This window comes from Pseudomonas sp. C 49-2 (assembly GCF_003970195.1).
GTDB classification, from domain to species: Bacteria; Pseudomonadota; Gammaproteobacteria; order Pseudomonadales; family Pseudomonadaceae; genus Aquipseudomonas; species Aquipseudomonas canadensis.
Map to the genome: position 1 here is coordinate 14,475 of NZ_RXYG01000010.1, position 20,885 is coordinate 35,359.

The 20,885-nt window shown below is 59.5% G+C and carries 15 protein-coding genes and 4 tRNA genes; 2 read left to right on the forward strand and 17 right to left on the reverse strand.

From position 1 onward, the window contains the following. Positions 1-64: 64 nt before the first annotated feature. The 4 genes from leuB to leuC form a co-directional block, all read right to left on the reverse strand. Entirely contained in the window at positions 65-1,147 is a 1,083-nt protein-coding gene (gene leuB / locus EJ576_RS19835) for a 3-isopropylmalate dehydrogenase (protein WP_033901802.1), read from the reverse strand. A gap of 53 nt (positions 1,148-1,200) precedes the next feature. Next, positions 1,201-1,965, reverse strand: a complete 765-nt coding sequence (locus EJ576_RS19840) for a class I SAM-dependent methyltransferase (RefSeq protein WP_122725996.1) — start codon at positions 1,963-1,965, stop codon at positions 1,201-1,203. A 128-nt stretch (positions 1,966-2,093) separates the two neighbouring features. Continuing rightward, positions 2,094-2,738 carry a 3-isopropylmalate dehydratase small subunit gene (gene leuD / locus EJ576_RS19845; RefSeq protein ID WP_017256547.1) on the reverse strand — a complete coding sequence of 215 codons (645 nt, stop codon included), beginning with the start codon at positions 2,736-2,738 and terminating at the stop codon, positions 2,094-2,096. Between the two features lie 10 nt (positions 2,739-2,748). Next, on the reverse strand, positions 2,749-4,167 hold the full coding sequence (gene leuC / locus EJ576_RS19850; RefSeq protein WP_126570928.1) for a 3-isopropylmalate dehydratase large subunit: 1,419 nt from the start codon (positions 4,165-4,167) through the stop codon (positions 2,749-2,751). 139 nt (positions 4,168-4,306) lie between these two features. On the opposite strand from leuC, the gene EJ576_RS19855 reads away from it, so the two are divergent. Together EJ576_RS19855 and EJ576_RS19860 are read left to right on the forward strand one after the other, a co-directional pair. Continuing rightward, complete coding sequence (locus EJ576_RS19855) at positions 4,307-5,197, forward strand: LysR family transcriptional regulator (RefSeq protein WP_028617122.1); 891 nt, start codon at positions 4,307-4,309, stop codon at positions 5,195-5,197. A 66-nt stretch (positions 5,198-5,263) separates the two neighbouring features. Next, positions 5,264-8,560, forward strand: coding sequence for an EAL domain-containing protein (locus EJ576_RS19860; RefSeq protein WP_123474331.1), 3,297 nt, complete (start codon positions 5,264-5,266; stop codon positions 8,558-8,560). On the opposite strand, the gene EJ576_RS19865 is transcribed toward EJ576_RS19860, so the two are convergent. The 13 genes from EJ576_RS19865 to uvrB form a co-directional block, all read right to left on the reverse strand. After that, positions 8,557-10,482 carry a hypothetical protein gene (locus EJ576_RS19865; RefSeq protein WP_126570929.1) on the reverse strand — a complete coding sequence of 642 codons (1,926 nt, stop codon included), beginning with the start codon at positions 10,480-10,482 and terminating at the stop codon, positions 8,557-8,559. The genes EJ576_RS19860 and EJ576_RS19865 overlap by 4 nt on opposite strands. A gap of 51 nt (positions 10,483-10,533) precedes the next feature. Beyond that, positions 10,534-11,499, reverse strand: a complete 966-nt coding sequence (locus tag EJ576_RS19870) for a hypothetical protein (RefSeq protein ID WP_371923949.1) — start codon at positions 11,497-11,499, stop codon at positions 10,534-10,536. 81 nt (positions 11,500-11,580) lie between these two features. Continuing rightward, the gene (locus EJ576_RS19875; protein ID WP_126570930.1) at positions 11,581-12,747 is read right to left on the reverse strand and encodes a hypothetical protein; all 1,167 of its coding nucleotides are present in this window, start codon (positions 12,745-12,747) and stop codon (positions 11,581-11,583) included. Positions 12,748-13,309: 562 nt separating this feature from the next. Beyond that, complete coding sequence (locus tag EJ576_RS19880) at positions 13,310-14,287, reverse strand: tRNA-dihydrouridine synthase (protein WP_126570931.1); 978 nt, start codon at positions 14,285-14,287, stop codon at positions 13,310-13,312. 55 nt (positions 14,288-14,342) lie between these two features. Further along, positions 14,343-14,777: a thioesterase family protein gene (locus EJ576_RS19885; protein ID WP_028617128.1), complete on the reverse strand. Its 435-nt coding sequence runs from the start codon at positions 14,775-14,777 to the stop codon at positions 14,343-14,345. Between the two features lie 39 nt (positions 14,778-14,816). Further along, positions 14,817-15,650, reverse strand: a complete 834-nt coding sequence (locus EJ576_RS19890; protein ID WP_122725988.1) for an alpha/beta hydrolase — start codon at positions 15,648-15,650, stop codon at positions 14,817-14,819. A gap of 15 nt (positions 15,651-15,665) precedes the next feature. Continuing rightward, the gene (locus EJ576_RS19895; protein ID WP_010209050.1) at positions 15,666-16,205 is read right to left on the reverse strand and encodes a TetR/AcrR family transcriptional regulator; all 540 of its coding nucleotides are present in this window, start codon (positions 16,203-16,205) and stop codon (positions 15,666-15,668) included. A gap of 182 nt (positions 16,206-16,387) precedes the next feature. Continuing rightward, a tRNA-Glu gene (locus EJ576_RS19900) sits at positions 16,388-16,463 on the reverse strand. A gap of 77 nt (positions 16,464-16,540) precedes the next feature. Further along, a tRNA-Ala gene (locus tag EJ576_RS19905) sits at positions 16,541-16,616 on the reverse strand. A 50-nt stretch (positions 16,617-16,666) separates the two neighbouring features. Beyond that, a tRNA-Glu gene (locus EJ576_RS19910) sits at positions 16,667-16,742 on the reverse strand. A gap of 78 nt (positions 16,743-16,820) precedes the next feature. Next, positions 16,821-16,896: transfer RNA gene (locus EJ576_RS19915), tRNA-Ala, on the reverse strand. Positions 16,897-17,043: 147 nt separating this feature from the next. Then, positions 17,044-18,525: a glutamate--tRNA ligase gene (gene gltX / locus EJ576_RS19920; protein ID WP_015884987.1), complete on the reverse strand. Its 1,482-nt coding sequence runs from the start codon at positions 18,523-18,525 to the stop codon at positions 17,044-17,046. A gap of 81 nt (positions 18,526-18,606) precedes the next feature. Further along, positions 18,607-20,622, reverse strand: a complete 2,016-nt coding sequence (gene uvrB / locus EJ576_RS19925) for an excinuclease ABC subunit UvrB (protein WP_010209048.1) — start codon at positions 20,620-20,622, stop codon at positions 18,607-18,609. Between the last annotated feature and the right edge of the window lie 263 nt (positions 20,623-20,885).

Here is a 20,885-nt window from a genome sequence, read left to right on the forward strand (position 1 = left end):
CGCAACTACACCTTGTTAAAAAGTGGGCCGCCTTGCAGCAACAACTGCAAGCGGGCCCGAGAGATTACAGATTCCGCAGCGCGGCGACTACTGCGTCGCCCATTTCTTGCGTACCGACCTTGGTGCAACCCTGCGACCAAATGTCGCCGGTGCGCAAGCCCTGGTCCAGAACCAGGCTCACGGCCTTCTCGATCGCGTCCGCCGCGTCCGCCAGGTTGAAGCTGTAACGCAGCATCATCGAGACCGACAAAATCGTCGCCAACGGGTTGGCAATGCCCTGGCCCGCGATGTCCGGCGCCGAACCGTGGCAAGGCTCGTACATGCCCTTGTTGTTGGTGTCCAGGGACGCCGACGGCAACATGCCGATGGAACCCGTGAGCATCGACGCCTGGTCGGACAGGATGTCGCCGAACAGGTTGTCGGTGACGATCACGTCAAACTGCTTGGGTGCACGCACCAGTTGCATGGCCGCGTTATCGACGTACATGTGGCTCAATTCGACGTCCGGGTAGTCCTTGGCCACTTCTTCGACGATTTCACGCCACAGCTGGCTGGAAGCCAAGACGTTGGCCTTGTCCACCGAGCAGACCTTCTTGCCACGCACACGGGCCATGTCGAAGCCGACACGGGCGATACGGCGGATTTCGCTCTCGCTGTACGGCAGGGTGTCGTAGGCCTGGCGCTCGCCATTTTCCAGCTCACGCACGCCACGTGGCGAGCCGAAGTAGATACCACCGGTCAGCTCGCGCACGATGAGGATATCCAGGCCCGCTACTACTTCCGGCTTGAGGCTCGACGCATCGGCCAGTTGCGGGTAGAGGATCGCCGGGCGCAGGTTGCCGAACAGGCCCAGTTGGGCACGGATTTTCAGCAGGCCGCGCTCAGGGCGGATGTCACGTTCGATCTTGTCCCACTTCGGGCCGCCCACGGCGCCGAGCAGTACGGCGTCGGCCGCACGCGCACGGTCCAGGGTCTCATCGGCCAGCGGTACGCCATGCTTATCGATGGCGGCGCCGCCGATCACGTCGTGGCTCAGCTCGAAACCCAGGCTGTACTTGCTGTTGGCGAGTTCCAGCACCTTGACCGCTTCGGCCATGATTTCCGGACCAATACCGTCGCCAGGGAGAATCAGAATCTGCTTGCTCATGCGTTCCTCATTTCATCAAGCGACCCGCCCGTGGGCAGGTCGGGAAAAATCAATCAGCGTTCAGCGAAGACCACCAGCACGTCGGTGCTGAAGGTGCCGTCGGCCTGAATTTCGTAATAATCGCGCACTTCCTGGCCCATCGCCTTTTGCAGCTCAAGGATGGCAGCGCGCAGTACTTCTGGCGTGCGCATGCGCTCGACCCACGAGGTGTATTCCAGGCGCAGACGCTGGCGACTGCTGGTGCGCACATGCAAGCCGGATTCGCTGAGCTGCTGCATCCATTCGGCGGCGGCGTAATCGCGCACGTGGCTGGTGTCGCGCAGCACTTCGACGGTTTGCAGGTAAGTGTCCAACAGCGGGCTGCCCGGTGACAAGACGTCGACGAACGCGGCCACACCACCCGGTTTGAGCACGCGGCGCACTTCACGCAGGGCCAGGCCGAGGTCGCTCCAGTGATGGGCCGAGTAACGGCTGAACACGAAGTCGAACTCGCCATCGGCGAACGGCAGGCGCTCAGCGGCGCCGTGGACGGTGCGGATGTTACCCAGCCCCCGATCTGTCGCCGCAGCGGCGACTACGTCGAGCATCTGCTGCGACAGGTCGTAGGCGACGACTTCTTTGACCAGTGGCGCCACATGGAAACTGACATGACCGGCGCCGCAGCCCAGATCCAGCAGTCGTGCAGCGCCCTGCCCGGCCAGTTCGGCCTGGAGCAGCGCGAATTCGGTGCCTTGGGCGTGCACGGCACTGCTCAGGTAGGCGGAGGCTTGCTCGCCGAATTGTTTTTGCACGACTTGGGTGTGGGCGGTGGTGGTCATGGTGGTTTCCTTGGGTTTTGGGGTGGCTGTACGGGCGCTATCGCAGGCAAGCCAGCTCCCACAGTTGGAATGCAGTCCAATGTGGGAGTCGGGCTTGCCCGCGCTGGGGCCCGCACGGTTACCGCCAATCAGGCATCGCGAAACAACCAAGGCTGGCTCGCCCGGTGCTTGGCTTCAAACGCGGCAATCGCATCGCCGTCCTGCAAGGTCAGGCCGATGTCGTCCAGGCCGTTGATCAGGCAGTGCTTACGGAACGCATCCACTTCAAAGTGATACACCTTGCCGTCTGGACGGGTCACGGTTTGCGCGGCCAGGTCGACGGTCAGCTGGTAGCCCTCTTCGGCTTCCACCTGCTTGAACAGCTCGTCGACTTCCTCGTCGGTCAAGATGATCGGCAACAGGCCGTTCTTGAAGCTGTTGTTGAAGAAGATGTCGGCGTAGCTCGGCGCGATGATGCTGCGAAAGCCATATTCTTCCAGGGCCCACGGCGCGTGTTCACGGCTGGAACCGCAACCGAAGTTCTCGCGAGCCAGCAATACGCTCGCGCCTTGGTAACGGTCGGCGTTGAGCACGAAGTCCTTGTTCAGCGGGCGCTTGGAGTTGTCCTGGTAGGCGTAGCCCACGTCCAGGTAGCGCCACTCGTCGAACAGGTTCGGGCCGAAGCCGGTGCGCTTGATCGACTTCAAGAACTGCTTGGGGATGATCTGGTCGGTGTCGACGTTGGCGCGATCCAAAGGGGCGACAAGGCCGGTGTGTTGAGTAAAAGCACGCATCGGGTATTCCTCAGATCAATTCGCGAACGTCGATGAAACGACCGTTGACGGCCGCCGCAGCGGCCATGGCCGGGCTGACCAAGTGGGTACGCCCACCCGCGCCCTGTCGCCCTTCGAAGTTACGGTTGGAGGTGGACGCGCAATGCTCGCCCGATTCCAAACGGTCCGGGTTCATCGCCAGGCACATCGAGCAGCCTGGCTCACGCCATTCAAAACCGGCTTCAAGGAAGATCTTGTCGAGGCCTTCGGCTTCGGCTTGCGCTTTGACCAGGCCAGAACCCGGCACCACGATGGCTTGCTTGATGGTCGACGCCACTTTGCGGCCCTTGGCGATCACCGCCGCTGCGCGCAGGTCTTCAATCCGCGAGTTGGTGCAGGAACCGATGAACACGCGATCCAACTGGATATCGGTGATCGCCTGGTTGGCCTGCAAACCCATGTACTTCAAGGCGCGCTCGATAGAACCACGCTTGACCAGGTCGGCCTCTTTAGCCGGGTCCGGCACTTTCTGGTCAACGGCCAGGACCATTTCCGGCGAAGTGCCCCAGCTGACTTGTGGCTTGATCTGAGCGGCGTCGAGTTCGACCACGGTGTCGAACACCGCATCGGCGTCGGAGACCAGGTCTTTCCAGGCTTCTACCGCAGCGTCCCAATCCGCGCCTGCCGGAGCGAAAGGACGACCCTTGACGTATTCAACGGTCTTTTCGTCCGCCGCCACCATGCCGACGCGGGCACCGGCTTCGATGGACATGTTGCAGATGGTCATGCGGCCTTCGATGGACAGGTCGCGAATGGCGCTGCCGGCGAACTCGATGGCATGGCCGTTACCGCCGGCGGTGCCGATCTTACCGATCACGGCGAGGACGATGTCTTTAGCGGTCACACCGAACGGCAATTTGCCCTCAACGCGAACCAGCATGTTCTTCATCTTCTTGGCGACCAGGCACTGGGTGGCGAACACATGTTCCACCTCGGACGTGCCGATGCCATGGGCCAAGGCGCCAAAGGCACCGTGGGTCGACGTGTGCGAATCACCGCAGACCACGGTCATGCCCGGCAAGGTGGCGCCCTGCTCCGGGCCGATCACGTGCACGATGCCTTGACGTACGTCATTCATCTTGAACTCGGTAATGCCATATTCGTCGCAGTAGTCGTCGAGGGTCTGTACCTGCAAACGCGACACCTGGTCGGCAATGGCTTCGATGCCGCCCTTGCGCTCAGGGGTGGTGGGCACGTTGTGGTCAGGAGTGGCGATGATGGAGTCGACGCGCCAGGGCTTGCGCCCGGCCAGACGCAGGCCTTCGAACGCTTGGGGCGAGGTCACTTCATGGATGATGTGACGGTCGATATAGATCAGCGACGAGCCATCGTCGCGCCGTTTCACTTCATGGGAATCCCAAAGCTTGTCGTAAAGCGTTTTGCCGGCCATCAGTCGGTCCTCATCAGCGGTGTTCTCTATGCCGGGCTTTTCAATAACCCTTTGGCTTGTGAGGCTGATGGTATGGCGCTACATTAAATAACTCAAATTCATATTTTTTATGCTTTGGATTACCAACTGGAATACCACAATGGACTTGGCCAACCTCAACGCCTTTATTGCCATCGCCGAGACCGGCAGCTTCTCCGGCGCCGGTGAACGCCTGCACCTGACCCAACCGGCCATCAGCAAGCGTATTGCCGGCCTGGAGCAACAATTGAAGGTGCGCTTGTTCGATCGCCTGGGTCGGGAAGTCGGTCTGACCGAGGCTGGACGGGCCTTGCTGCCACGCGCTTATCAGATCCTCAACGTGCTGGACGACACGCGTCGCGCCCTGACCAACCTGACCGGCGAAGTCAGCGGCCGCCTGACCCTGGCCACCAGCCACCACATCGGCCTGCATCGCTTGCCGCCGGTGCTGCGCACTTTTACCCGGGAATACCCGAATGTGGCGCTGGATATTCAGTTCCTCGATTCGGAAGTGGCCTACGAAGAAATCCTCCATGGCCGCGCCGAAGTGGCGGTGATCACGCTGGCGCCCGATCCTCACAACCTGGTGCGCGCCACCCCAGTCTGGGACGATCCGCTGGATTTCGTGGTGGCGCCGGAGCACAGCCTGATCAGCAACGGACGCATCAGCCTGGCCGATATTGCCGGCCACCCGGCGGTTTTCCCCGGTGGCAACACCTTTACCCACCATATCGTCAGCCGGTTGTTCGAGGCCCAGGGCCTCACGCCGAACATCGCGATGAGCACTAACTACCTGGAAACCATCAAGATGATGGTGTCCATCGGCCTGGCCTGGAGCGTGTTGCCACGCACCATGCTCGATGATCAGGTGGCAAGTATCGCTTTGCCGGGCATACAGCTCAGTCGCCAGCTAGGCTATATCGTGCACACCGAAAGGACGCTGTCGAATGCTGCGCGGGCTTTCATGAGCCTATTGGATGCACAAGTCGATCTGCCAGGGACCCCGGCATGAAACTGTGCGGCCTCAAGGTCTGAACTGAACCGCGCCTTACGCCCATTGAGCCAAGGCCCTTTGATAATGCGCAACCCCGTCGATTCCGTGCCACCCTTGCCCCGCATCTACGCCCTTGACCCTCAAGCGGCGGAACAAAGCTGGGACAACGCTCCGCAATTGCTGGCAGCGCTCAATGCTGCCCGGCTGGGTGCGTGGAGTTGGGAGATCGACACCGGCAGAATAAGCTGGTCGCGCGGCACCCAGGCACTGTTCGGTTTTGATCCGCGCCAGCCGCTGCCCAAGGATCTGGATTACCTCGACCTGCTCGCGCCAGAGGATCGCGCCCGTGTGGTGCGGGCCTTTCATGCCGTACTGGCGGGCGAGCCGTTCGAACAGGCCATGCATCACCACATCCAGTGGCCGGACGGCACTCACCACTGGCTGGAGATCAATGGCAGCCTGGCACCCGACAAAGCCGGCCGGCGCCGCATGATCGGGGTGATCCGCGAGACCACCCGCCAGCGCGAACGGGAGTACGCCCTCAGTCACTCCGAAAAACGCTTCGCCACGTTGTTCCACCTGTGCCCGAACATGGTCCTGCTGACCCGCCAGGCCGACGGGCTGATCAGCGAGGCCAACCAATACTTCGAAATGCTGTTCGGCTGGCCGCTCGCCGACGCCATCGGCCGCACCACCCTGGACCTGGGTCTGTGGCGTCACCCGGAGCAACGTGCGCAGTTGGTGATGGCTACGCAGCGCATGGGCGAGCCCATCACCATGGAGGTGCAGTTTTGCGCCAGCAACGGCCAGATCCACGACGGCACCCTCAGCGCGCAAAAGGTCGAGCTGGAGGGCGAGGCCTACCTGATCAGCACGTTTCTGGACACCACCGAGCGCAAAAACGCCGAGCAAGCCCTCAAGGACAGCCAGGAACGCCTCGACCTGGCGTTGGACTCGGCGCAACTGGGCACCTGGGACTGGCACATCCCCACCGGCATGCTCTATGGCTCGGCCCGCGCCGCCCAATTGCACGGCCTGCCGCCGGAACCCTTCCATGAATCCTTCGACGCTTTCTTCGAAGGCATGCCCGATGACGAGCGCGAAAGCATGCGCAACGCCTACCGCACTCTGCGTGAGGGCCCGGCCGGCAACTACCAACTGACTTACCGCGTGCCCATGGAAGACGGCAGCTCACGCTACCTCGAAAGCCGCGCGCGCCTGTACCGCGATGAACACGGCGCGCCGCTGCGCATGGCCGGCACCTTGCTCGACATCACCGACCAGGTCGAACGCGAACAACGCCTGACCGCCTCCGAAGAGAAATTCGCCAGCCTGTTCCAGGCCAGCCCCGATCCGATCTGCGTCACCAGCCTGGACAGCGGCGCGTTTATCGAGATCAACCCCGCGTTTACCCAGACTTTTGGCTGGACGGCCGCCGAAGTGATCGACAAGAGCGCCGAGCAGATCGGCCTGTGGGACGAATCCAGCAAGCGCCTGCAGCGAATCGAGCGGGTGATCCGCGAGCAGGCGCTGAGCAATGTGGCGATCGTGGTGCATCACAAGAATGGTCAGGCACTGACCTGCGTGATTTCCAGCAGGCTGATCAAAGTGGGGGACCAGCCGTGTATCGTCACCACCTTGCGCGACATCACTCAGCAACAACGCTCGGAAGCCGCGCTCAAGGCCAGCGAAGAGAAATTCGCCAAGGCCTTCCATTCCAGCCCTGACGCGATTTCCATCACCGAGCGCGACACTGGCCGCTATGTGGAGGTCAACGACGGCTTCTGCCGCCTGACCGGCTATCGCGCCGAGGAAGCCATCGGCCTGACCCTTTACCAGATCGGCATCTGGGCCGACGAGAACCAGCGTGCCGCGCTACTGGCCGAATTGCAGATCAAGGGCCGCATCCATCACCTTGAAATGCTCTGGCACAACAAACGCGGTGAGTTGCTGGCGGTGGAAGTCTCGGTCGAGCCCATCACCCTCAACGAAACCCCGTGCCTGCTGCTGACCGCACGGGACGTGAGCCTGCTGAAAAATGCCCAGGCGCAGATCCGTCACCTGGCCTACCACGACCCACTGACCAACCTGCCCAACCGCGCCTTGTTGATGGACCGCCTGAGCCAGCAGATCGCCCTGCTCAAGCGGCATAACCTGCGCGGCGCGCTGCTGTTCCTCGACCTCGACCACTTCAAGCACATCAACGACTCCCTCGGCCATCCGGTCGGCGACACGGTGCTGAAGATCGTCACCGCACGCCTGGAAGCCAGCGTACGCATGGAAGACACGGTGGCGCGCCTGGGTGGCGATGAGTTCGTGGTGCTGCTCAGCGGCCTGGATGGCACCCGCCTGGAAGTCAGCAATCAGGTACAGGAACTGGCTGACACCTTGCGCGAGCTGCTTTCGGAACCGATGTTCTTGGATGGCCATCGCCTGCAGGTGACGCCCAGTATTGGCGTGGCGCTGATTCCCGACCACGGCACCACGCCGGCGGACTTGCTCAAGCGGGCCGATATCGCCCTGTACCGCGCCAAGGACTCCGGGCGCAACACCACGCAGATGTTCCACAACAGCATGCAGAAAACCGCCAGCGAACGCCTGCGCATGGAAACCGACCTGCGCCTGGCCCTGTCGCGTGGCGAGTTCAGTGTGCACTACCAACCGCAGGTGGATGCACGCGGCAACCGCATCGTCGGCGCCGAGGCCCTGGTGCGCTGGCAGCATCCGCAACTGGGGGCGCAGTCGCCTTCCGAATTCATCAAGGTGCTGGAGGACAGCGGCCTGATCCTTGAAGTCGGCACTTGGATCCTGGATGAAGCCTGTGCGGCCTTCCAACAGTTGATCGGGGAAGGCCTGGTCGACCCGCTGAATTTCAGCCTGTGCGTGAACATCAGCCCTCGGCAGTTCCGCCAGAACGACTTCGTGGAGCGGGTGGAGCGCAGCCTCAAGCAGCACGAATTGCCATTCAGCCTGTTGAAACTGGAAATCACCGAGGGCATCGTGATCCAGAACCTGGACGACACCATCAGCAAAATGCGCCGCCTGAAAAAACTCGGCGTGAGCTTTGCGATGGATGACTTCGGCACCGGCTATTCATCGCTCACCTACCTCAAACGTCTGCCGGTGGATGCGCTGAAGATTGATCAATCCTTCGTGCGTGACGCCACCCATGATCCCAACGATGCCGAGATCATCCGCGCCATTGTCGCCATGGCCCGCAGCCTGAACCTGGAGGTGATTGCCGAAGGCGTGGAAACCCAGGACCAACTCGCGTTCCTGCAGGGCCTGGGTTGCCATTTGTACCAAGGGTATTTGCACAGCCGGCCACTGCCTATGATCGGATTCCGGGAGCGTTTGCTCGCAGGAGATGGCCGGGGTTAAACCAGTTTCAAGGCGTTACAGTCCTGTTGCATCCAGTGCGAACCAGACAACTCGCGCTTGATGCCATATTCATCAACGACCCCCTCCACCACTACCACCGAATGCCCGAAGTTCGCCAAGGTGCCTGGCACGCCTGATGCCAGTTCCTGCACGCTACTGGAGCGGATAAAGGCGTACAGGCCGAGGCGGCGTAACGCATCACCCGGAACCTCACCGTCGTTCAGCGTTTTCAGGGCGGCGTCGAAACCGGCGCCCGCGCGAAATTCGTGATTTTCCAGCTGGGCACGCTTGGCACTCGCCGCGTAGAGGAAGACAGCATCGTCAACCAGGCCTTTATCCTCGCCATGAAAGTTGGCGGCCGCTCGCGCCCTTTCCAACTCGGCGTGAGTGAGACTCACCGTGCAACCATCACGCATGGTGAGGGTGAAACCCTCGGGCGTTTCGGTGACACGCTTGAAGATCCCCAGAGGGTTTTGCCCGTACTTCATCATCGCTGCCTTGATGGCCGACACCGTGACGCAGTTACCCTCAACACCTTGATAGAAACCGCTCCAGATATTGTCGGGCTTGACGCCGACAGGTGCAGCCGGGAACTGCGCAGGCCTAGCGCTGTGGTTGACAGGCAAGTCCGCAGCCAGCTGGTAGCCGTAGCTTTTACCGACGGACTCCTTCTTGTTACCGCTATGTTTGATGCCATTCACTACCAATGCACCTGCATAGCTATGGGTATCGGTGACGCCGACGCTGTAAGGTTCGAGCAGTTTGTCGGGTGACACCATCCGCAAAAAGCCGATCACCCCCATCCCCTTCAAGAGGCCGTAAACGTGTGCTCCCTGCAAGGAGCTCGATAACGCCGTATCAAACGGGACATTACTATTAACTTGTTTGCGCTTGACATAGGCTGCCAGCATGAAATTGGCATCGGCGACCATTTGCGCGTCAGGGCCGGTAAACCGGGAGGCTTCGGCAGTGCGCCGCAACTCCTCCTTTGACAACTTCACTTCAAAACCATCTTTCATAGTGACGCTGTACCCATTCTCAACGACCTCGACCTTTTCAAACATGTCGGAGGGCGAACGACCGAACCTGAGCATCATCATCTTGATCACAGAGACATAGCTGCTCATCTCAGATACGTCACCGAAATTTCGCTCGGTCGCGGTGAAACCCTGCAATACCTCGGAAACTTCGGGGTGCACTTTTTTATCGGGGGGGGCTACGTCGGGGAGGACTGTCGGCAGCTCGGGAGCAGGGGCAATGCGGGGCTTTGGCGCACGGTCGCTCACCAACGTGTACATGTAACTTCGATCGGGAGAACGCTCCCGACCAAATTGATGCGCCTTGCCTGCGTGAATCAGCGATGACCCTGCGTCATAGCTATCCGCAACCCCCGATCGTCTTTGGGCAACAACTGTTGCAGTGGGCACGTACTGGAGATGGCCGGACAAGCCCATGCCTTTGAGCATGTTGTAGGTCGTCTCACCCTGCAGCGATTGATTCAAGGCAGCCTCGAAACTTGGCGGGGCAGCCGTATTGCCACTGCTCAGTTGTTTGCGCTTGATGAACGCAGCCAACGCGAAATGGGCACTGTTCAGTACATCATTTTCATTGCCGGAAAAACGCGATGCAGCAGCCGCCTGCTGCAACTCCTGCCCGGAAAGATGCAATCTATAGCCATCTTTCATGGTCACGTCATAACCCTCGCGGTTGCCCCTTACATCATTGAATAAATCAGTAGGATGCGGGCCAAACGTGAGCATCATCAACTTGATGACCGCGCTGTGCGAGCTCGCGTTGAAATGCTCGCCGAAACTCCGCTCCGGCGCGTCAAACGCCGGGATGCGAGAGGTGTCCAAGTTGTTCGACACCTGAGCTGCCGAGGGATTTGAGCGCGCGAAAGATCCAATTGCAAACGTATTCATACTGTTCACTCTTTTATTGAAAAGTTGGACGAATCCGCTAGAAATGCCTGATCAAACTTTGCGGTCAATCAAAGCAATGGCGTCCCCACCTGTGGGCCGGCCGCTTTTGCGCCCATAGAATTCTTCACGCCCATCCACGACAGCCACTGAGTGCCCGCGCCGGTTGACCATGCCAATCAAAGAGTTGTCAGCGGCAAAGTCACGCACCGATACGCGCTTCATATGATCCTTTAGCCCCAGACGTTTGAAGCCCTCTCCCGGCCCCCACTCATCCTCACCATCGTTGAGGCTTCTTATGGCGGCTTCAAAACTTCTACCTGCCCACCCGTCGTTATTCTCGTTTTGCGCTCGTTTGGCAGAACATGCAAATAGGAAGTGCGCATCCTTGAGCATTCCAGGATCACCCAATCCGACAAAGTTTGAACCGCGAATGGCACGCTCCAACTCCGCTTTGCTGAGTTTTACAGTCACGTCATCACGCATCACGACCTTAAATCCATTGGCGGTTTTCTCGACAGACTTGTAAATATCCTTAGGGCTTTGGCCAAACTTTTCCATCGCCGCCTTGATTGCGGAGATCGTTACGCAGTTACCATTCTTGCCCTGACGAAAACCGCTGAAGACATTAGTGGGCTTAGAACCTTTAGGTTTATTGGAAAGCTCGGGAATGGGTTCGCCTTGTTTATCGGTGGGTTTCGTATCGGGAGTGGGTTGCACACGTCGCGGCCGTACAGGTACATCATTATTTTTAGGCTCAACCGGACGCACGTCGCCACGCAGGAGGCTTTGCAATTGGGTGAAAAACTGCTTGAACAGTTCTCCCAGCATGTTGAATAAGGTGGAAGTGTCCGCGTTATCACTGAAACTATTGGACTTCACCTCTGAGTGAGGAACAGGTATTGCAGTCCGAATATTTTCTCTTCGTGCAGAATCAAGCGATGCACGAACTGAAAGGTCTGGTGCCCGGCAAGTTTCATTAGTTGGCGGTGCAACACGGTTATGGCTTATCGATATCATGGCTTAACTCTCATTGAGTGCCCCCCTGGCCGTCACGACCAGGGAGCCAGCGTTTATGTTTAACGCATCAAGATAACGGGCTCAAAAACGTGAGCGGAGGCTGGGCCTGTTAGCTCGATGGTTGTCGAAACGCGTTTGGGAGTGGCCGCTGAAATCATCAATCAAGTCATCAGGTGCGGGGCAAGTAAGGTCTGGAGTGGGTGGAGTGACCGGAGGCTGTGGCGACGGGTTCGTATCAAGCCCCGGCGTTACTGGCGGTTGTGGCGATGGCTGCTTATCAAGCGCCGGTATTAGTGGCGGTTGTGGCGATGGCTTCGTATCAAGCGCCGGCGTTATTGGCGGTTGTGGCGATGGCTGCTTATCAAGCGCCGGCATTAGTGGCGGTTGTGGCGATGGCTGCTTATCAAGCGCCGGCATTAGTGGCGGTTGTGGCGATGGCTTCGTATCAAGCCCCGGCGTTACTGGCGGTTGTGGCGTAACTTTCTCACCTGTATGCGGGCAATGACAGTTCTGGACCTGCACCGTCACGTTCACATCAGACGACAGCTTGTTCTTATCATCCACTCGGATGAGAGAAGGCCTTGCCGGCTGGGCATCGAGCTTGCCGTCATGCGACGTGGTCATCTGGGTACGACCATCGGGCATGACCTTAACCTCCAGACCCGGCTTCACTAGTGTCTTGGTATCCGCTTCGGGAGCAACCTTGTGCTCCGCCTTCGCATCCGGAACGACCTTGGCATCGGTGCCTGGCAGCACGGTCGCCTTGGTATCCGTCCCCGGCGCAACTTTGTGTTCTGCCCTCGCATCCGGAACGACCTTGGCATCAGTACCAGGCAGCACGTTCGTCTTGGTATCCGTCCTCGGCGCAACTTTGTGTTCCGCCTTCGCATCCGGAACGACCTTGGCATCGGTGCCAGGCAGCACGGTCGTCTTGGTATCCAAACCAGGCTTCACTTGGGGCTGGGCATCAAGTTCACCGGGCTGGCGGGGCAACACCCCCATTCCCGCGAGCATGCTACGCATCGCATTGACCACGAACTCAAACATGGCAAACAACTTTTCCAGGGACTCCTTATTCATCGGCACACTGTTTGCTTTTGGTGCCGGACCACTGTCCTTAAGAAACTTATTCATACTGTCCATAGACGGAGACACTTCGAGCGACTTATCAGCTTGCACGGAAGACTGATTAAGCTGTGCATAATGTGTATTCATCGGCAGGATTTGTTTGTTCGAGACATTAGACATTTTTTATTCCTAAAACTGCGCCCACCCCCGCACTGGCAGGAGAGAGACAATTATTGATATTAAGTGTGGAACAACAGTGAGCTCAACGAACTCGCAAGATTCGTGGGGCGTAACGGAGATGAGTTCCGAACAATCGAGACTTATATAAGGAAACCAAATAACCACCAGAGACTTTTGCCTATGGACGTCCGTAGGAAAATCCAGGCTGTACGCGCCTCACACCCCCCAAGAGTGGAAACGTAAAGAAACACCCCATGAACAAAGCAACTTAAAGAAAACAACAAAGCTATATAAAAAACAAAAAGCATGTTAATCAGCGCGCACGCAGGTACCTAACCATCCCCCGAAGAACATTAAAAATTAAAAATTAGTATCAACCGAGGCAAACATTCATACGTCCTTGCATATATCTCGCAACAACACGAATAAAACACCCAAAACAAATAAACACATCAGGCCGGCCCAGGCAGTGCGTGGTGACGCCAAACGCATTTTTCAGACAAAAAAAAGGCACCTTTCGGCGCCCCTTGCAACTACAGATGAAACACCTATATATGTAAACCTAATCTTGCAGTGCAGCCGGCTGTTCACGCTGTGCGGGCATGCCCAGCAAACGCCCGACCTGCTCCAGATCGGTTTCCCTACGCATCAGCGTAAACAACTCCACCGCCTCCGGATAATTGCGGGTGAGCATCGCCAGCCATTGCTTCAAACGCCCCGGCGCCTGACGCTCGGTCAATTGCGCCACCGATTGGGTCCAGAAATCCTGAAGCATGGGCTGCATGTCTGCCCAGGTCATCTCAACGACTTCATCACCCGCCCGCGCCGCGGCGATCTGACGCGCCAGGTCTGGCCGAGCTACCAGGCCACGGCCCAGCATGATGTCTTCGGCGCCACTCACTTCGCGACAGCGCTTCCAGTCTTCAACGCTCCAAATATCACCATTGGCGAAGACTGGCACCTTGACCACATCCTGTACGCGCGGGATCCACTCCCAGTGGGCGGGCGGCTTGTAGCCATCGGTCTTGGTGCGCGCATGCACCACGATATGCGCCGCGCCACCCTCGGCCAGCGCCGTAGCACAGACCAGGGCGCCATCCGGACTGTCGAAGCCCAGGCGCATCTTGGCGGTGACCGGAATGTGGGCCGGCACGGCGCGGCGCACGTGTTCGACGATCTGGTTGAGCAGCTCGGGCTCCTTGAGCAGCACCGCACCGCCACGGGACTTATTGACGGTCTTGGCCGGGCAGCCGAAGTTCAGGTCGATGACCTGCGAGCCGAGTTCACAGGCCAATGCCGCATTTTCCGCCAGGCACACCGGGTCGGAGCCGAGCAATTGCACGCGCAGCGGCACGCCGGCAGCAGTGTGGGCGCCGTGCAGCAGTTCCGGGGCGAGCTTGTGGAAATACGCGGGGGTGAGCAGGCGGTCGTTGACGCGGATGAACTCGGTCACGCACCAGTCAATCCCGCCGACACGGGTCAGCACGTCCCGCAGGATGTTGTCGACCAACCCCTCCATGGGCGCCAAAGCAATTTGCATGGAAAACACTCAACAAAAATCGTGGCGCAGTTTACTGGGTTTCCCACAGCAACCGTTAACCCCCTGTCAGGGCGGGGCCATAACCGTCGAGAAACTCAGCGGGCATACGCTTGGGCTTGCCGGTGGAGAGTTCGATACAGACAAAGGTGGTTTGCGCACGCAGCAGGGTGGTGCCATCACGCGGGCGGACCAGCTGGAACCGCCGGGTCATCTTCAGGCGCTGGTCCCAGTCGACGATCCAGGTGGCCAGTTGCAGTTCATCGCCCTCGTAGCCGGCGGCCAGGTAGTCGATCTCATGGCGCACCACCGCCATGGCGCGGTCCAGGCGGCGGTATTCGGTCAAGTCCAGGCCCAAGCGCTGGGAATGGCGCCAGGCACAGCGCTCCAGCCAGGACACGTACACCGCGTTGTTGGCGTGCCCCAGGCCGTCGATGTCTTCAGGGGCGACCTGCAGATCGATGATAAACGGCGTTGCCAAATCCCAGCCCATGCCTTGCTCCCAGTCGATTAACTTAACCGGGCCAGTGTATCAGGCGGTTTGCCGCTCCTGTAGACGACGGCCGGCGAGCAACGCCAGCACAGCGTCGATTACGCGAGGGTCGGCCAGCACTTTCTGATGCCCACCCTGATCCAGGCGCAACAGGCGGCTGTCGAACCAGGCTTCGTGAATGGCCTGAGAGGCCTTGACCGGGACAAAAGTATCGTCTTCGGCATGCACGATCAGGCCAGGGAGATTCATCTGGTAGTGGGCCACATCCAAGTGCTTGAGCGGCATGCCGAACGTTTGCTCGACTTCCTGGATGAAGGCTGAGCGCGCCCGCGCCGGCAATCCGACCATCTTGGTGAAGCCGCGCAGCACATCCAGGAAGCGAGACGGCGCAGCGATGCTTACCAACGCCTCGGTCCGCAAACCCAACTGCACCGCCAGCATCGCACTGGCGCCGCCCATGGAATGGCCAATCACCGCGTGCAGTGGCGGCAACTCGGCCGCCGCTTCGAGCATGGCACGGGCGAACAGCAGCACATGGGCTTCACGCCCTGGCGAACGGCCATGGGCGGGACCGTCCAGCGCAATCACTGAGTAACCGTTATCGACCAATGCCGTGATCAGGCTGGCAAATTGAGTGGGCCGCCCTTCCCAACCGTGCATCAACAACACTGCCGGCCCTTGGCCCCAGCGCAAGGCGGACAAACCAAAACGCAAGGTGATGCGCTCCGATTGCGCCAGCAGCGGCAGCTCCCAATCACGCGGCGGCAGGTCGCGGGGCGTCATGAAGGCACGGCGCATCTTGTTGGCCACCGTTTGCGGCGCCAGATGCCCCAGGGTGCCATTGAAGCGACGAATCCAGGTTAACGTGCCCATCGTGACAGCCCTCTTCTAGCGCACGGCCGACTTGGCGGCGCGCAGCACACGGTCAGACAACTCACCCGGCCCCAAGGCTCGGGCCAAGGCCAGGCCACCGATCATCAGTGCCATGTCGGCCAGGGCTTTATCGGTGTCTTCAGGACTGGCGGCGAGTTGCGCGGCCATCAGCTCGCAGTGTTCGTTCAGCGCTTGGCGGAACTCATCCGGCAGGCGGCTCATCTCGCCGACAGTCGCCGGAATCGGGCAGGCCTGGGCGGTTGAGTCACGGTGCTTGCGCGACAGGTAGAACGCCGCCACCAGGCTTCTGCGCTCCTCTCCGGTCAACTGGGCGTCCATGTCATCAATCGACGCACGACGCTTGGCCAGCAACTGGGTGAAGGCCTCCAGCATCAGCGCGTCCTTGCTTTCGAAATGCGCATAGAAACCACCGACGGTCAGCCCCGCCGCGCCCATGACTTCACCCACACTCGGTTCGGCCGGACCGCGCTGGATCAACGCGGCGCTGGCGGCCTGCAGAATGCGTTCGCGGGTTTGCGCTTTTTTATCGCTCATCATTGCCTCCGATGTTCATGGGTTGAATATTATTACCATAATAATATTTCGCAAGCCACAGGCATGACCGCTGGTCAGAAGAGAAGAATGGGATGAAGGAAAGATTTGGCCAAACGCCAGACAAACAAAAGGGCCATTCAATAATTGAATGACCCTTAAAAATCCCGCAGAGCGGGTAATCGTGGCGTCCCCTAGGGGACTCGAACCCCTGTTACCGCCGTGAAAGGGCGGTGTCCTAGGCCACTAGACGAAGGGGACACAAACCTTCTGTACACTGATCAGGCTGAGACTGATCGATCCAAGGACGGTGTGGCCGGAACCTTGGAACTGTAAATTGGTGGAGCTAAACGGGATCGAACCGTTGACCTCTTGCATGCCATGCAAGCGCTCTCCCAGCTGAGCTATAGCCCCAAATTTTTCGTCTCTCGACGCAGCAGACCTTGCGAACTGCTTGTTGAAAATGGCGTCCCCTAGGGGACTCGAACCCCTGTTACCGCCGTGAAAGGGCGGTGTCCTAGGCCACTAGACGAAGGGGACAAAACCTTCTGTACAACTGATCAGCGCTGAGAACTGATCGATTCAAGGACGGTGTGGCCAGACCTTGAACCTGTAAATTGGTGGAGCTAAACGGGATCGAACCGTTGACCTCTTGCATGCCATGCAAGCGCTCTCCCAGCTGAGCTATAGCCCCTCATCGGTGAGGACGGGGCGAATCTTAATGGCGCTTTGGAAGTGTGTCAAATTTATTTTCAACATTTTCCAAAATTTTTTGCCGGGATAACAATCACTTACCGTCGAAACCCCGGAAAACCGGGGTTTCGACGTTTCAACCGCGTGCTTAAGCGATAGCGCCCAGCAGCTTTTCCCACTCTTTGTTTTCTTTCTTCGACACACCACCAAGCAAATCAAGGGCTTGGCGCAGACGGAAACGCGTCAGGTCCGGGCCGAGAATTTCCATCGCATCGAGCACCGACACCGAACTGGCCTGCCCGGTGATCGCGGCAAACATCAGTGGCATGGCATCGCGCAGTTTCAATTCCAGGGACTCCACCACCGCCTGGATCGTCGCGGTGATCGCATCCTTCTCCCACTGGCGCAGGCTTTCCAGCTTCCACAGGATCAACTGCATCAATTGGCGAACCTGGTCACCCGAGAGTTTCTTGGACTCGAACAGCTTAGGATCCGGATTCACGCCTCCGGCAAAGAAGAAGCTGGCCAACGGCGCGACCTGGCTGAACGTCTCCACCCTGCCCTGCACCAGCGGCGCGATCTTCATCATGTACTCAGGGTTCAACGCCCACTGCTGCACACGGCTGGCGAATTCTTCCACCGGCAGGTCACGCAACCACTGGCCGTTGAGCCACGACAGCTTCTCGATGTCGAAGATCGGTCCGCCCAGGGACACGCGGGACAGGTCGAAGTTATCGACCATTTCCTGCAACGAGAACTTCTCGCGCTCGTCCGGCATCGACCAGCCCATACGACCCAGGTAGTTGAGCATCGCTTCCGGCATGAAACCCATACGCTCGTAGAACGTCACCGAAGTCGGGTTCTTGCGCTTGGACAGCTTGCTCTTGTCCGGGTTACGCAGCAGCGGCATGTAGCACAGTTGCGGCTGTTCCCAGCCGAAGTATTCGTAGAGCAGGATCAATTTCGGCGCCGATGGCAGCCATTCTTCCCCGCGCAGCACGTGGGTGATGCCCATCAGGTGGTCGTCGACCACGTTGGCCAGGAAGTACGTCGGCAGGCCGTCGGTCTTCATCAGCACCTGCATGTCCATGCGGTCCCACGGAATCTCGACGTCACCGCGCAGCATGTCCGGCACCACGCACACGCCTTCACTCGGCACCTTCATGCGGATCACGTGAGGCTCGCCAGCAGCCAGGCGCTGGGCCACTTCTTCTTTCGACAGCAGCAGCGCGCGGCCATCGTAGCGCGGGGTTTCGCCACGGGCCTGTTGTTCAGCACGCATCTGGTCCAGTTCTTCCGCGGTGCAGAAGCACGGGAACGCATGGCCCATGTCGACCAGTTGCTGGGTGTATTGCTTGTAAATGTCGCTGCGCTCGCTCTGGCGGTACGGGCCGTGCGGCCCGCCGACATCCGGGCCTTCGGCCCAGGTAATGCCCAACCAGCGCAGGGCATCGAAAATCTGCTGCTCCGACTCGCGGGTGGAACGCAGTTGATCGGTGTCTTCGATCCGCAGGATGAATTCACCGCCGTGCTGCTTGGCAAAGCAGTAGTTGAACAAGGCGATGTAAGCAGTGCCGACGTGGGGATCCCCAGTAGGCGATGGCGCGATGCGCGTGCGGACGGTGGTCATGGCAGGTCTCGAATGGGCGATAAAACTGAAAATTGAAACAAGGGGCGAATGGTAACAGCCCGGAGCACCCGGGCTCCAGCCTCACACCGCCAGCAACCGCTCCCGCAACTTGCCAATCTCGTCCCGCGTCTGCGCCGCCGCCTCGAACTCCAGGTCCCGCGCCAACTGGTACATCTTCTCTTCCAACTGGCGGATGCGCTTGGTGATCTCGCTCGGCGAGCGCAGTTCGTTCTCGTACTTGGCGCTTTCCTCGGCGGCCTTGGCCATGCCCTTACGCTTCTTGCTGCGCGAGCCCGGCACGGTGGCGCCTTCCATGATGTCGGCAACGTCCTTGAACACGCCCTTGGGCGTGATGCCATTTTCCAGGTTGAAGGCGATCTGCTTGTCGCGACGGCGCTGCGTCTCACCAATCGCCCGCTCCATGGAGCCGGTAATGCGGTCCGCATAAAGAATTGCCCGGCCATTGAGGTTGCGCGCCGCACGGCCAATGGTCTGGATCAGCGACCGCTCGGAGCGCAGGAAGCCCTCCTTGTCCGCATCGAGAATCGCCACCAACGACACTTCCGGCATGTCCAGGCCTTCACGCAGCAGGTTGATCCCCACCAGCACATCAAAGGTGCCCAGGCGCAGGTCGCGGATGATCTCCACACGCTCCACGGTGTCGATGTCCGAGTGCAGGTAGCGCACGCGCACGCCGTGGTCGGCCAGGTAGTCGGTCAAGTCTTCGGACATGCGCTTGGTCAGCGTGGTGACCAAAACCCGCTCCTCCAGAGCCACACGCTTGGTGATTTCCGAGAGCAAGTCGTCGACCTGGGTCAGCGCCGGGCGGATTTCGATTTCCGGGTCGACCAGGCCGGTCGGCCGCACCAGCTGCTCGATCACGCGGCCGGCATGCTCGGCCTCATAGTTACCCGGCGTGGCGGACACAAAGATGGTCTGCGGGCTGATGGCTTCCCATTCATCAAAGCGCATCGGCCGGTTATCCAGGGCCGACGGCAGGCGGAAACCGTACTCCACCAGGGTTTCTTTACGCGAACGGTCGCCCTTATACATCGCGCCCACTTGCGGCACGCTGACGTGGGACTCGTCGATCACCAGCAGCGCATCAGGCGGCAGGTAATCATAAAGCGTCGGCGGCGGCGCACCGGATTCACGGCCCGACAAGTAGCGTGAGTAGTTTTCGATACCGTTGCAGTAACCCAGCTCAAGGATCATCTCCAGGTCGAAACGGGTACGTTGCTCCAGGCGCTGGGCTTCCACCAGTTTGTTGTTGGAGCGCAGGTACTCCAGACGCTCGGCCAACTCGACCTTGATGCCTTCGATGGCACCCATCAGGGTTTCACGCGGGGTCACGTAGTGGCTTTTCGGATAGAAGGTGAAGCGTGGCAGCTTGCGGATCACCTCGCCGGTCAATGGGTCGAAGGCCGACAGGCTCTCGACTTCATCGTCGAACAACTCGATACGGATCGCTTCCAGGTCGGATTCCGCCGGGTAAATGTCGATCACATCGCCGCGCACGCGGAACGTGGCGCGGGCAAAGTCCATGTCGTTGCGCGTGTATTGCAGGCTGGTCAAGCGACGCAGCAGTTCGCGCTGGTCGAGTTTGTCGCCGCGATCGACGTGCAGCACCATCTTCAGATAGGTTTCCGGGCTGCCCAGGCCGTAGATGCACGACACGGTAGTGACGATGATCGCGTCCTTACGCTCCAGCAAGGCCTTGGTCGCCGACAGCCGCATCTGCTCGATGTGGTCGTTGATCGACGCATCCTTCTCGATAAAGGTATCGGAGGATGGCACGTAGGCTTCGGGCTGGTAGTAGTCGTAGTAGGAAACGAAGTACTCCACCGCGTTGTTCGGGAAGAACGCCTTGAACTCGCCGTACAGCTGCGCGGCCAGGGTCTTGTTCGGCGCCAATACCAGGGTCGGTCGGTTGATCTGCGCGATCACGTTGGCAATGCTGAAGGTCTTGCCCGAGCCGGTCACCCCGAGCAGCGTCTGGTGCGCCAGGCCGGCCTCAATGCCCTCGACCATCTGGCGAATGGCTTCCGGCTGATCGCCAGCGGGTTCAAAGCGGGTGACGAGTTGGAAATCCGACATAACGTACCTCGTGTAGTCACCCCCGGACTGTAAACCCGTCGAGGACGAAATAGACCGCCACCCGCGAAGAATCAGAGCGGATAGTAGGAAAAAACCATGATAGACATAGAAGTGGTGGCGAATGTGACGGGTTTCAAGGCAATCGCCCTACGCGCCCTGACCGATCAATGTTGCAATAAGACTAACGGTCAGCAAATAAACCGAAAAACTTGGCCGAAAAGCCGTTTCGGCTGTCGCCTCAGGCGGTGATGGTCTCTATACTA

Coding starts and splice junctions, on each gene's coding strand:
- uvrB (WP_010209048.1), bottom strand. CDS start 20,622: ATGTCGGATTTCCAACTCGTCACCCGCTTTGAACCCGCTGGCGATCAG.
- EJ576_RS19860 (WP_123474331.1), top strand. CDS start 5,264: ATGCGCAACCCCGTCGATTCCGTGCCACCCTTGCCCCGCATCTACGCC.
- gltX (WP_015884987.1), bottom strand. CDS start 18,525: ATGACCACCGTCCGCACGCGCATCGCGCCATCGCCTACTGGGGATCCC.
- leuB (WP_033901802.1), bottom strand. CDS start 1,147: ATGAGCAAGCAGATTCTGATTCTCCCTGGCGACGGTATTGGTCCGGAA.
- EJ576_RS19865 (WP_126570929.1), bottom strand. CDS start 10,482: ATGAATACGTTTGCAATTGGATCTTTCGCGCGCTCAAATCCCTCGGCA.
- EJ576_RS19870 (WP_371923949.1), bottom strand. CDS start 11,499: ATGATATCGATAAGCCATAACCGTGTTGCACCGCCAACTAATGAAACT.
- EJ576_RS19880 (WP_126570931.1), bottom strand. CDS start 14,287: ATGCAAATTGCTTTGGCGCCCATGGAGGGGTTGGTCGACAACATCCTG.
- EJ576_RS19875 (WP_126570930.1), bottom strand. CDS start 12,747: ATGTCTAATGTCTCGAACAAACAAATCCTGCCGATGAATACACATTAT.
- leuC (WP_126570928.1), bottom strand. CDS start 4,167: ATGGCCGGCAAAACGCTTTACGACAAGCTTTGGGATTCCCATGAAGTG.
- leuD (WP_017256547.1), bottom strand. CDS start 2,738: ATGCGTGCTTTTACTCAACACACCGGCCTTGTCGCCCCTTTGGATCGC.
- EJ576_RS19885 (WP_028617128.1), bottom strand. CDS start 14,777: ATGGGCTGGGATTTGGCAACGCCGTTTATCATCGATCTGCAGGTCGCC.
- EJ576_RS19890 (WP_122725988.1), bottom strand. CDS start 15,650: ATGGGCACGTTAACCTGGATTCGTCGCTTCAATGGCACCCTGGGGCAT.
- EJ576_RS19855 (WP_028617122.1), top strand. CDS start 4,307: ATGGACTTGGCCAACCTCAACGCCTTTATTGCCATCGCCGAGACCGGC.
- EJ576_RS19895 (WP_010209050.1), bottom strand. CDS start 16,205: ATGAGCGATAAAAAAGCGCAAACCCGCGAACGCATTCTGCAGGCCGCC.
- EJ576_RS19840 (WP_122725996.1), bottom strand. CDS start 1,965: ATGACCACCACCGCCCACACCCAAGTCGTGCAAAAACAATTCGGCGAG.